The 12,106-nt window shown below is 60.3% G+C and carries 11 protein-coding genes and 1 pseudogene; 8 read left to right on the top strand and 4 right to left on the bottom strand.

Annotated elements, in window-relative coordinates; translation table 11 throughout:
* Positions 1 to 171: 171 nt before the first annotated feature.
* The 4 genes from ACX82Z_RS22530 (at position 172) to ACX82Z_RS22515 (ending at position 4,807) form a co-directional block, all read left to right on the top strand.
* Complete coding sequence (locus ACX82Z_RS22530) at positions 172 to 1,635, top strand: sensor histidine kinase (protein ID WP_459912117.1); 1,464 nt, start codon at positions 172 to 174, stop codon at positions 1,633 to 1,635.
* Between the two features lie 256 nt (positions 1,636 to 1,891).
* A complete protein-coding gene (locus ACX82Z_RS22525; protein WP_459912116.1) occupies positions 1,892 to 2,935 on the top strand; it encodes a YihY/virulence factor BrkB family protein in 1,044 nt (347 codons plus the stop codon).
* Between the two features lie 324 nt (positions 2,936 to 3,259).
* Entirely contained in the window at positions 3,260 to 4,540 is a 1,281-nt protein-coding gene (locus ACX82Z_RS22520; protein WP_459912114.1) for an App1 family protein, read from the top strand.
* 81 nt (positions 4,541 to 4,621) lie between these two features.
* Positions 4,622 to 4,807 carry a hypothetical protein gene (locus tag ACX82Z_RS22515; protein ID WP_459912112.1) on the top strand — a complete coding sequence of 62 codons (186 nt, stop codon included), beginning with the start codon at positions 4,622 to 4,624 and terminating at the stop codon, positions 4,805 to 4,807.
* 147 nt (positions 4,808 to 4,954) lie between these two features.
* On the opposite strand, the gene ACX82Z_RS22510 is transcribed toward ACX82Z_RS22515, so the two are convergent.
* Positions 4,955 to 5,404 (bottom strand): MgtC/SapB family protein, encoded by a 450-nt coding sequence (locus tag ACX82Z_RS22510; RefSeq protein ID WP_459912109.1) that lies wholly within the window; start codon positions 5,402 to 5,404, stop codon positions 4,955 to 4,957.
* A 117-nt stretch (positions 5,405 to 5,521) separates the two neighbouring features.
* Here ACX82Z_RS22510 and ACX82Z_RS22505 point away from each other — a divergent pair, with 117 nt between their 5' ends.
* Positions 5,522 to 5,824 carry a DUF1905 domain-containing protein gene (locus tag ACX82Z_RS22505; RefSeq protein ID WP_459912191.1) on the top strand — a complete coding sequence of 101 codons (303 nt, stop codon included), beginning with the start codon at positions 5,522 to 5,524 and terminating at the stop codon, positions 5,822 to 5,824.
* Positions 5,825 to 5,837: 13 nt separating this feature from the next.
* Here ACX82Z_RS22505 and ACX82Z_RS22500 read toward each other — a convergent pair whose 3' ends face one another.
* The gene (locus ACX82Z_RS22500) at positions 5,838 to 7,109 is read right to left on the bottom strand and encodes a DUF763 domain-containing protein (protein WP_459912107.1); all 1,272 of its coding nucleotides are present in this window, start codon (positions 7,107 to 7,109) and stop codon (positions 5,838 to 5,840) included.
* Positions 7,110 to 7,241: 132 nt separating this feature from the next.
* Here ACX82Z_RS22500 and ACX82Z_RS22495 point away from each other — a divergent pair, with 132 nt between their 5' ends.
* Both ACX82Z_RS22495 and ACX82Z_RS22490 read left to right on the top strand, forming a co-directional pair.
* A complete protein-coding gene (locus ACX82Z_RS22495; protein ID WP_459912105.1) occupies positions 7,242 to 7,850 on the top strand; it encodes a cupin in 609 nt (202 codons plus the stop codon).
* Positions 7,801 to 8,863 (top strand): annotated as a pseudogene (locus ACX82Z_RS22490) (ATP-dependent DNA ligase). Before ACX82Z_RS22495 ends, ACX82Z_RS22490 begins: the two are co-directional and overlap by 50 nt.
* 103 nt (positions 8,864 to 8,966) lie before the next feature.
* Here the strand turns inward: ACX82Z_RS22490 and ACX82Z_RS22485 are convergent.
* Both ACX82Z_RS22485 and rnk read right to left on the bottom strand, forming a co-directional pair.
* The gene (locus ACX82Z_RS22485) at positions 8,967 to 9,515 is read right to left on the bottom strand and encodes a nucleoside-diphosphate kinase (RefSeq protein WP_459912103.1); all 549 of its coding nucleotides are present in this window, start codon (positions 9,513 to 9,515) and stop codon (positions 8,967 to 8,969) included.
* 138 nt (positions 9,516 to 9,653) lie between these two features.
* Entirely contained in the window at positions 9,654 to 10,085 is a 432-nt protein-coding gene (gene rnk, locus ACX82Z_RS22480; protein WP_459912101.1) for a nucleoside diphosphate kinase regulator, read from the bottom strand.
* A gap of 501 nt (positions 10,086 to 10,586) precedes the next feature.
* Between rnk and istA the strand changes: the two genes are divergently transcribed.
* Positions 10,587 to 12,086, top strand: a complete 1,500-nt coding sequence (istA, locus tag ACX82Z_RS22475; RefSeq protein WP_459912099.1) for an IS21 family transposase — start codon at positions 10,587 to 10,589, stop codon at positions 12,084 to 12,086.
* Positions 12,087 to 12,106 lie beyond the last annotated feature (20 nt).

Raw genomic sequence — 12,106 nt, 5'->3', positions numbered from 1 at the left:
CGATAAATCTCAATTTGAGTGTAACAAAAGCTCTCCAGAGTCTCATTTGAAGCATAAGGCGTTACACTTCAGTCTCACGCAAACCGTTGAAAACGCTCAATGCGTGAGTCCCAATTTCAAACATAAATCGACACTTGCCTTGTCGCGTTCTTGGCCGTCCTGACGCTTCTCTTGGTCCAGAGCTACCAGGATAGCATCGCCCGCGCGGAAACGCGGGTTCGATCCTACTCGCAGGTCGTCAGCTCCAACGTCGCTCTACTGGTCGAGGGCACCTATCAAGCCCTGCGACGGATCGATAGTGACGCTGGGGATGCGCTTGCTCATCCGTCCGAGGAGGTCATCGGCGATCTCAATCGCGCCGTCGAAAGCCTTCCGCCGGACGTCCGGGCCTGGCTGATCGATGCCAATGGCGTGCCACGACTGAGCAACAGCGAGCTATCGAGCGCATTCAACGTCGCCGACAGGGATTATTTCGTTGGGTTGAAGGAAGGCCAGGCTTTTCGCGTCTCTCCCCTGATGATCTCCCGGACAGGCGGAGATCCGGTCTTCGCTATCGCAAAGCGCATCGAACGCAATGGCGTGTTCATGGGCGCCGCCGTCATCATCATCCCTGCAACCTATCTCGATCGGTTGAGAGGGCCGCTCGAACTCGGGCCGGATTCAACCGCCGGCTTGATCCGGGACGACGGGCAACTCGTCACGCGCTCGCCGATCCCCTCTGAGCCACAGGATTTGAGCCAGTATGTTCTGTTCACCCGGTATCTCCCCGCCAGCCCGGAAGGCACCTATGCGGCTTCGTCCCCAACGGATCGGATAAAGCGCATCGTCGCCTACCGGCGCATCCCAAATCTTCCGTTGGTCGCCGTCACATCGATCTCCACCAATGAGGCCTTGGCAACGTTCTGGCGGACCAGCCTGACGCTTGCGGTCTTTGGCATCCCGGGGCTGATCGGACTTGGCACCTTTGCTTTCTGGAGCTTGCGAGCGCAGCGCGAGTTATCGGCGGCGCTCCAGCAGAACCAGCTGCTCTTTCGCGAGATCCATCACCGCGTGAAGAACAACCTCCAGCAGGCGATGTCGCTCATAAACATGCACGGTCTACCTGCGGACGTGAAGGCGGAAATCTCTCGCCGGCTTTCAGCCATGGCCGCCGTACACGAGCACATGTATCGCGCCGACCAGTACAATTCGGTCCTGGCGTCCGCCTTCCTGCCGGGGCTGATCGACGGCGTGAGGCAAGGCTTTGCGCGTCAGGTCGAGGTCTACTCGTCCATCGCGCCCGCGCTGTTGGATCGCGAAAAGGCCCTTCCCATCGCTCTCATCGTCAGCGAGGTGATGTCCAATGCTGCAAAGCATGCGTTTCCCGATGGCCGTGAAGGACAGATCGACATCGTCCTGGAGCGGCTTTCCGACAGCCGCGCACGGCTGAGCATCGCCGATAACGGGATCGGTCATGACAGTGGCAAGTCGAACGGGACAGGCACCAAGCTAGTAACCGCACTCGCACGCCAGCTCGATGCGCAGCCCCGCTTTGTACGGGATGGCGGGACGCGGTTTGAGATCGAGTTCGATGTCGACCGCTTCGTGGAACATGCAGCCACCAAGGAACAGCGGCCCGGGACGCTAATGCATTAGGTATATTAGGTGCAGCCGCAGCCGAACTCGACCGAGAAAAAATCGAAACCGGCTCGCGACGCGCTGATGGCTAAGATCCTGCAAATGCTTGAGGAACAGCCTCCTCCCAAATTCCTCGTTGAAATCCGCGAACTCCGTCAATTCCGTCTCGATCAAACGAAGGGCCTAGCAAATTCATGTGCTATGCTCTCGGCACTCCCTTCGAGTTGGGCTGGGTGGTGACACGGGTCACCGAGCAGGGGATAAGGTTCACAAAATGATCATTCAGGCCCGACAGATATTTGACATCATCAAGGAAGCGGTCGGTGGCTTCTTCTCCGATGACGCAATAAGTCATAGCGCAGCCATGGCATTTTTCGCTGTCACAGCATTATCGCCGGTGTTGCTGATCGTTGTCGCGATCGCCGGCTTGGCATTTGGGCACGACGCTTCGCAGGTAGCATTGTCCGCTCAGCTCTCAGGATTGATGGGGGCGCAAAGTGCCGAATTAATAGAAACCGCTTTGCGGAGCGCCCGAGATACGTCGTCTGGCGTAGTAGCAGCCGTTGTTGGCGTCATCACACTCCTGATTACAGCATCAGGGGTGTTCGGAGAGATGCAGTCGACCTTGAACAAGATCTGGAAGGTTGAGCCGGCCCCCGTCTCGCTCTCTACGCTTGTGCGAGCGAGAGCAGCGAGTCTTGGTCTTGTCGCGGCATTAGGGTTTTTATTGCTTGTCTCGTTGGCAGCCACCGCGGCGATTTCCATTCTCAGTGATTTCATCACGGCACGCTTGCCTTTCGGCGCGGTAATTCTGCAGGCAATTAACGTCTTGGTTTCGCTCGCTCTGGTGACGCTGCTTTTTGCCGCTATCTATAAGGTTTTGCCAGATCGGAACCTGCTTTGGAGGGATGTTCTTATTGGAGCACTCATTACTGCCATACTTTTTACAGTGGGTAAGACGTTGATAGGCCTATATCTTGGTTCAAATAATGTGGCTTCGTCTTATGGGGCTGCAGGTGGCCTGTTCATAATCCTGCTTTGGGTATTTTACTCCTCAATCATTTTTCTTTTCGGCGCTGAATTAACAAGGGCGTACTCGATTCGTCACGGGAGCCGCCCTGACCTGAGAGCCTTGGTTGCAAGTTCGGATGCCGCCATCAAAACGCAAGGCGCCATGGCGTTCTCTGCTCCCAACGCTGACCGCAACGCTGGGACGACGAACAGACTGTCGTCTGTGCCGTCCCGGGCGATCATCATTGGCCTCCTGGGGATCGCTGTGTTGTCGGCTGGTCTGACCGCCTTTTCCAGAAGACATTGATTTCCGGCGGAGCCCATCGCTGGAGAATGCATGCCTGAGGGCCGCGCCGTAAGCTCTGCGACCGTGACTCGGTGCCGCGGGCGCTGGAGCCGCCAACTTGCAGGTTATGGAGGCGATGGTGCTGCGTCCCGCCTTTTCACGCATGGCATGACTTGCGCTGTCGACCGTGATCTTAGTGCTGTGGCGTTGCACGCAGCCGAGTATTGAGTTCGGGCGATGCTCTTGAAGCTGACGGCCCACCTGACGATTGCGGGGTCGCGCGTTCCTGGGGGTCGACCACAACGCGCGCCTTGACCTGCGAACATCTCCGAATGAAGGTGGGAGATGAACCCGGGCTCGCATAGTCCCACCTCGAGATGGCGAAAGGTTGTAGCCCGTGTCCTGGCGGTCTTCGCCAAACCGGTTCGCGAGGCGAGTTCTACGGGCGGCATTGCGATTACTGCCAACCGCGGCTACGGATCGCGAAGCGAAATATTCTGTATCGGACGCGTTTTCCGACAATCGCCGAAGCCCAAACAGCGGGCCAACACCAATAGCATCCTAGACCAATTGCGCGAGGTCAGGCGACGCATTACCCGCCACTCCCTTCCGGACGTAGTTGTCACGGCAGAGTTCTATGGCGCCAAGGAGCAGGTCAAAACCGATCCCGACGGCTACTTTCGCATCCACATGCGTCCCGAATCTACGCCGCCGGGCGATGTGCTTTGGCACACTGTGGACATAAGCGTCGAAACCCCGCGAGCGGTTCGGGCGCAGGCTGAGGTATTCATTCCCTCCGAACAATGCCGCTACGTCGTGATCAGCGACATCGACGACACGATCATGAAGACAGGGGTTGCCAACAAGCTGATCATGCTCTGGCGCCTGTTCGTCGCGGACGCAGAAAGCCGGGAAGCGTTTCCGGGAGTGGGAGCCTTATACCGAGCGCTGTATTCGGGTCGCTCCGGTCACGAGAGCAATCCCATGCTTTACGTCTCGCGCGCGCCCTGGGGCATCTACGAGGTGATTGAGGAGTTTTTCCGCCGTCAGAACATCCCTGTAGGCCCGATCTTGTTTCTCCGGGAATGGGGCATCTCCTGGACAAGTCCGCTGCCGCGCAGGGCTGAGGATCACAAGCGGGACCTGATCCGCAACATGCTCGATCTTTACAGCGATCTGCCCTTCATCCTGATCGGAGATAGTGGGCAACATGACCCAGAGATTTACCAAAAGATCGTCGCCGAGCATCCCAACCGCGTGCTTGCGGTCTACATACGCAACGTTTCTCGCAATCCAGAACGCGTGGGTGAAATAGAGAAGCTGGCGGCCGAGGTTCTGAAGGCCGGCAGCAGCATGGTTCTGGCGGCGGACAGTCTGGCGATGGCCGAGCACGCGGCCGGACTTGGCCTCATTGCTTCCACGGCACCCGGTGAGATTGCCACCGAGATAGCTGCGAGCGATTTTGAGCGGGACCGCCCTCGAGGCGAGAGTACGAACCGACCAACGGTCAAAGCTGCGCCGCCCGAGATTATCCATGATGGCTTGAAAGAGATTTTGAAGGAAGGCGGCAAAACACCAAACGTGGTGATTGAGGAGACGGGCAAATCGCTCCCAAAGAAGAGGTGATCGGCGAGTGAGGCCGGGTCAACCTCGCCCATTGCGCGCGCCAGATGTTCCTGTTGTCGTGGACGGCAAACGGAGGGTCAAATGAAAAGCCCGCTGCCGGGAGGAGTGGCACCGGGCCAGATTTCGAAAGCGGTGCGGGAGGAGGTGCACCACTCCCAATGTCGGCATCACATCTGGGAGGAGGAGATGGCCAACGAGAACGATGGTAATCTCGTCTCAAGATTTTGCAATGCACAAAATAATGGTGCATCGCGAAATGTCGCGTGAGGCTATACCGCGATATCGGTGCCTCATCATCCCTTTGCCGACGTCACAGGCTAGCGTGGTCATGCGAGCATTACTGGGTTGCTGACTGATCGATGGGTCGAGGCTGCGATCTGCACGCGAGAGCGACCGGCGCGGCGGACCCGTTTGCTATTGGGGATCTTCCTGTTCCTGTTTCGCCTCACGGACCTCATCGGGAAAGCTGTCAGCAATGAAGAGCACCACCACAGTGACGACCCCAACCACCACGCCCAAGCCCCAATAAGACGTCGCGATCGCAAGGCCGAGCGCTCCCGTGATCCAGATCGCCGCTGCGGCTTTGATCCCTTTCACGTCGAAACCGCTCTTGAAAATGACCGCTCCTCCGAGAAACCCGATGCCGGACAGGAACCCCTGCAGGGTGCGGCTAACAGCGCTTGCATCGGTCTCGGCGAGATGCGTTGCAAGAAGCATATAGGTGACGGATCCGACGGCGATCAGCACCATGCCAGCAATGCCGATCGCCTTGTGGTGCGCTCGACGCTCCCAGCCGATCGCCGCGCCAATCACACCGGCCGCACACAATCTCATGAAGATATCCAGCGCTTCCCACCCTTCCATTGATCCGTCCTTCTATTGAATTTGACCAACGTACTCGTGCTCGATCGCTCCAAGCGAAACCTGGTATTGTGAGGGCTTCCTGCGCTTCGAGCCGAGATGACATGTTCTCCCGACATGATGCTCTCCTTGAAATTCGAAACAACAGTCATTCCTTGGCGAGGACCGTCGCCATACTTTTTCGCGCCGCTCCCGCTGGACCAAGGTGCTGAGATCAAACGGGTATCGAACCTTTTGACCTACAGATGGGGCGTCATTCCCGTCGAGGCCGAGATCGCGGGCGCGGTATTCGGGACGTCCCTATTCCCAAGAGATGGCACCTACCTGCTGCCGTTGAAGGATGCGGTGCGGCGCAAAATAGGCATTGCGGCGGGCGACGGCGTCGCGGTCTCGATGGGTATCGCGGCCCGCAAGGGAGATTAGAGCTGACCTAGGTTCATCGACGCTGCTCTGCGGGCTGTCGTTCAGCGGCCGGAGCTCCCTCCGTTCCATCACGCGTTTCCCAACCGAACACCGATCGGCCACCATAGGCTGGCGAGGCGGCACGTTCGTTGGCGACAAACTCCTCGAAAGACGGACCAGCCGCGGTCTTTTCGAGGTGACGCGCTTGCACGTCGAGCCGGCGTATGGCTGCCAATTCCTCCTCCCGGCCGAGCTTGGCCTTTTGCACCGCGTATTTAAGAACCCGGATCGTTTCGTCATAGACCTTGATCGGGACAGGGTAGGGATGTCGGTCCTTGCCGCCATGTGCGAGTGAAAACCGGGCGGGATCCTGGAAGCGATATGGCGTTCCATGCACCACTTCGGCGACCATTGCGAGGGACTGCACCGTCCGCGCACCCACGCCGGGGCAGAGGAGCAAGTCGGGAAATTCGAGGGGACCGCGTTCCGCAACTGCCGCCAGCGTGCCGTGCAGGCGGCGCACGAAAACGTCGCTCGATCGTACGTCGTGATGTGCGGGCATAATCAGGTGCGGCAGCGTTGGCTGCGTCTCTTGCCGGCCGACGATCGCGGCGTACTGATCGGCGAGGCGGTCCGGTCCGAGGTCGGCCAGCAGATCGAGTTGTGAGGCGCGAGAACGGGATGCGCGCTTATCAACTAGATTGACGATTTCGCCTTGGCTTGGGCCATCGATGGCGCTGTGCGGCGCGTCGACGAAGTCGGTCACATCGCCGGAATGCCAATGATAGCGCCGCGCCTGACCCTGATCGCCGTTCATCCCTTGCTGGACGACGGTCCAGCGCCCGTCATCGGTGACGAAGAAGCCGTGCAGATAGAGGTCGAATCCGTCCTGGACCGCGGCGCTGTCGACCTTGGCGACGAGCCGGCTGGCGCGGGTTAATGCGTCGCCGTCGAAACCAATCCGCTCGGCAAGCAACTTTAGTTCGTCCGGGGTTCTGCGCGAGTGCTTGCCGCGACCGCCACAGACGTGGATGCCCAGTTCGCTGGACAGCGGCGCCAGCCCGCGCTTCAGTGCGCCGATGACGCTGGTGGTGATGCCGGAGGAGTGCCAGTCCATGCCCATCACGGCGCCGAACGATTGGAACCAGAAGGGATGTGCCAGTCGCCGCAAGAACTCGTCACGACCATAGTGATGCACGACCGCCTGGCAAATGACCGCGCCGAGAGCGGCCATACGCTGCCCCAGCCAGGGAGGAACGCGGCCGTTGTGAAGGGGGAGATCGGCGCTGCCGGTGCGTTGTGCCATTCATGTCTTCGATCAGGATACATGACAAGAGATAGTGACGACGCCGCATCCGAGAAAGGTCTGAACGCGTCCTCGGCGGAACAGGGAATTCGAGCCCGCGTTGCTATCGATGGCAGGTAGGGAAGAAAATCGATGTCGATCCTTGAAAGCGGAAAGAAGATCGTGGAGCGGGTCACAGGCTGGCAACGGCCCGCGCCGAGCGAGCTGGGGGAACTCGTTCGTCTTCGAAAAGCCAACACGTTTTGGTTCAAAGAAGACGGCGTGATTCCCAATCATCCGCACTGGCCGCTTATCGTCTATCGCGGCGCGGTCAAGTTTACCGAAGTCTTCGATCCCGCCGCCGTGTTCGAGGAACTGTACAAGACGAACGGTTGGGGCAAATCTTGGCGAAACGGCATCTACGACTATGTCCACTATCATTCGAGCATCCACGAGGTCCTTGGCATCGCACGCGGGTCGGGCGAGGTGCGGTTCGGCGGCCGGCGCGGCCGCAGGCTTTCGCTTAAGGCCGGGGACGTCGCGATCCTGCCGGCCGGCACGGGTCATCAGTCACTCGGGGCGAGCGATGACTTCCTGGTCGTCGGTGCCTATCCGCCTGAAGGCGCTTATGATGAATGCACCGATGCCGAAGAGCACTCACGTGCGGTGAAGTCCCTTCCCGCAGTACCCAAACCGAAGAAGGATCCGGTCTATGGGTCCGGCGGTCCGTTGGCGGCCGCCTGGCAATCGTTCGTTGTGTAAAGCTCGCATGGCTGTTCCCAGCTTCCCGCTGCCTGTCGACACCGCGCCCATGGAGGCGAAGCTGGGGGAGACGATTCCGGACCACGGCGGACCTTGGCAGTATGAGCCCAAATGGGACGGCTTCCGTTGCCTCGCCTTCAAGGCAGGTGGCATCGTCGACATCCGCGCCAAATCCGGCAAGCCGCTTGGACGCTACTTTCCCGAACTGATGGAACGCCTGCGTGCTTTACCCGCACCGCAATTTGTCGTCGACGGCGAGATCGTGATCGAGCGCGATGGGCAATATTCCTTCGACGCCTTGCAGATGCGACTGCATCCGGCGGAGAGTCGGATCCAAAAGCTGGCAGCCGAAACGCCAGCAAACCTCATTCTGTTTGACATGCTGGCCGATGGCTGCGGCGAAATCCTGGCCGGAAAGCCGCTGACCGTTCGACGAGCGGCATTGGAGGAATTTGTTCAATCCGCTGAAACGCCCGATATCGAGCTCTCACCCATCACCTTCGATCGACGGGAGGCCGAGATTTGGCTGGAGGGCGCAGGTCACGGAAAAACGGATGGCATCGTCGCGAAGCGGCTTAACGAGCCATATTTGAGCGGCGAGCGCGCCATGGTGAAGGTGAAAGCGGATCCGCACCGCCGACTGCGTCGTCGGCGGATTTCGGTATCTGGCGAGCCGGCCGGAGGTGGGATCTCTGTTGCTTGGTCTCTACAACGATGAGGGTAAGCTCGACCATGTCGGCCTTACATCTACCATCAGCAATAAGGAGCGACCCGATCTTACCCGGCGCCTGGAGACATTTCGAGGAGAACCGGGCTTCACCGGGAAGGCGCCCGGCGGGCCAAGCCGGTGGAGCACGGAACGCAGCGGAAAGTGGGAGCCGCTGCGGCCTGAGCTCGTGGTCGAGGTGCGTTTCGACCATGTCACCGGCGATCGGTTCCGGCACGGCACCAAACTCCAGCGGTGGCGGCCGGACAAGAACCCGCGGCAATGCACGTTCGACCAAATCGCCTGACGGTGCGGAACGGTATTCGATTCCGCGGTTTGCAAAGCACCTAGCCGGGCGCGACGGGTCTGTTGAGGCCAGCGTGAGTGGCCGCGCTCGTCTGAGTGACTTGCTAGGCCGCCGTAGGCCCCGGAGCGTCGCTGTCATCAGCGACCGCCAGACAAGCAAAGGCTTTCCGCTGGTCCGTCGCGAGAGCACCCGAGATGACCCGTAGGGATGAACGCCGCATCTCTGGCGTGGCAGCATGCGCCATAGCCGCCGTCTCCCGTCTTGCAGCTTCGGGTTGATAAAGCACCCGTTCTAGCCGAATGCATGTCTCGACGCCGTCATTGTCCGCAATGGTGATTGCCTGTTCCTCGGCCAATCCAAGCAAAGCCAAACCGCGCAGGGTCGTAATTGGCAGAAACAGCCCAGTGGGCGAATTCATCCGGTCATGTGAGAGAACGCGGCTGTCCGGGCCGCGACCGTCAACTGAAAAGGAGATGCGGCTGCTAAGCGTTGCCACGTCCGACGCAACGTCGTCACGGAACACAACTCTGGCGGTATCCAGCTTACGACGCAGAAGCACTGGCATCGCCGCAGACGGGTCAGGACTGCGGTCGAACATGACTTCCAGGATCGTGAAGTCCTTGGTGGTGAGAATGCAGGTTTCGTGCGGCATCGCAGATCTCCAGCGCTCCGCTTGCGGAGCGGATCGGTTTCGAAACGAAGGTGGAGAAGCCCCTGGCCGCGAAGCGGCACAGGGGTCACGATCCTGCGATGAGACAGCCTCCGAAAAGGGCAAGCCGCGAGGGGTTCGTCATGATGCCTGCCGGATATCCGTCTGTTCCACCGGAGGGTCGACACGCTCGACCGTCAGTCGGTGAACGCGACCGTCACGTGCGGTCCAGTCGATCGATTGCCCTTGCGAGAGTCCTATGAGGGCAGCCCCGATTGGTGTGAGCACCGAGATGCGCCCTTCAGCGATATCTGCCTCGCCGGGAAAGACGAGGGTGACAGAGCGATCCTCGCCGGTATCGGTGGTGTAACGCAGCCGGGAGCCCATGCGCACGACATCGTCTCGCAGCCGTGCGTCATCGACAATCTTGGCACGGTCGAGTTCGGTCAGCAGTTCTTCCGACACGGCCGGGTTCCTGTCGGCAATCGATTCTGCCAGACGCGTCAGCGCACCATGGTCTGATTGCCGGATTGTGATCGGAGGCTTGCGCCGCCTTGTGTTGGAACCTGACATGTTGACCTCTTAGACGCCGCTCGCATCAACGAGCAGGCCGCATCACAGTTGAAATATTGATTGTCGCGATTGGCCGGCATTGTGACCGGGATAACGATCCGCCCCTCGGCCGGATCGCGACGCGCCAGGCCGGGGGTCAGGTGCCCGCGATGGGGCACGCCCTGTTCAGCAGCTGAAAATGGCAGCAGGCGGTGCGCATACAATGAACTTGGTCGTTGCTGGGGGCAAAGTCAATGTTAGGCGAGCAAAACGGCCTGGTTTAACGGCAATCGGTAGACCGAAAAGCAATCGACCAGCTATGCGACGGAGGCGGACAGTTCTGAATTTCTACCCTTGATCACCGGCAAGGGAGTGGCCCCAATCATACCTTCACCGTGGTGGCGGAGCATGTCTGGATAGGGCGGTGACAAACTAGGCCATTGGAGCGCCGGCGTGTTGGCGGTGCGGGCGGAGTAAAAGCCGTCCAGTGGCTAGGCTGGCCCCTTTGGGGGTCGGCCGGGAATGTCTGCCGTGGAAGTCTATGCCGCCGTCCGGCACTTCGTTTTCGTTGAGGGGAACAGCCGTCGTGAGGCCGCCCGCATATTTGGGCTGAGCCGCGAGACGGTATTGAAGATGTGCCGGTTCTCGCTGCCGCCGGGCTACACGCGCACGAAGCCTGTGACGAAGCCGAAGCTGGGTGCTCTGCTACCGGTGATCGATGCGATCCTGGATGTGGACCGGACTGGGCCTGTGAAGCAGCGGCATACGGCGAAGCGGATCTTCGAGCGGCTGCGCGACGAGCATGGGTTCACCGGCGGCTATACGGTGGTGAAGGACTATGTCCGGATCGCTCGGGCACGGGGCCGGGAGACGTTCGTGCCCTTGTCGCATCCGCCAGGCCATGCGCAGGTGGATTTTGGCGAGGCAGTCGGCGTGATCGGCGGGGTTCGCTGCAAGATCCACTTCTTCTGCATGGACCTGCCGCAGTCGGATGCGCCGTTCGTGAAGGCCTATCCAGCCGAGACGACGGAAGCGTTCCTGGATGGCCATGTGTCGGCCTTCGCCTTCTTCGGCGGCGTGCCGCTGTCGGTTCTCTACGACAATCTGAAGATCGCGGTGGCGAAGATCTGCGGCGACAGCAAGCGCGAGCGGACGCGGGCGTTCACGGAACTGGTGAGCCATTATCTCTTCAGCGACAGGTTCGGGCGGCCCGGCAAGGGCAATGACAAAGGCAAGGTCGAGGGGCTTGTGAAGTATGCCCGCTCGAACTTCCTGACGCCGATCCCGGTGGCAGCCAGCTTCGATGATCTCAACGACATGCTGGCTGTGCGATGCCGGTCGCGACAGAACGAACGTGCCGGCCGCCATGCTCGGACCATCGGGGAACGGCTTGCCGCCGATCTTGAGGCCTTCAGGAATCTGCCGGTCGTGCCGCTGGAGCCCTGCGAGAAGCGGGCCGCCCGGGTCTCTTCGACAGCGCTGGTGCGCTACCGTGGCAACGACTACTCGGTGCCGACGGCCTATGGCTTCCTGGAGGTGATGGTGAAAGGCTTCGTCGACCAGGTGGTCATCCTGTGCGGCGGCGAGGAGATCGCGCGGCATCAGCGGTCGTATGGATCGGGCACCTTCGTCTTCGATCCGCTGCATTACCTGGCTCTGATCGAGACCAAGCCGAACGCGCTCGATCAGGCGGCGCCGTTGAAGGATTGGGGCCTGCCCGAGACATTCCAGCATCTGCGCCATCTCCTCGAAGCTCGAATGGGCAATCGCGGCAAACGCGAGTTCATCCAGGTGCTGCGGCTGATGGAGGCAATCCCGAAAGAGGTCGTGACCTACGCCGTTACCGAAGCGATCCGGCTCGGGGCGATCAGCTTCGACGCGGTCAAGCAGATCGCGCTGGCCCGGATCGAGCGTCGTCCCGCGCGGCTCGATCTGACCGCCTATCCCCATCTGCCAAAGACCAGCGTGAAGACGACGTCGGCGGCCGACTATGCGGTGCTCATTCCAGGGAGAGCAGCATGACCGTCAAAGCGAGCGCCGAT

The sequence above is a fragment of the Aliihoeflea sp. PC F10.4 genome (assembly GCF_054612275.1).
This window is presented reverse-complemented; position numbering and strand designations above follow the sequence as displayed.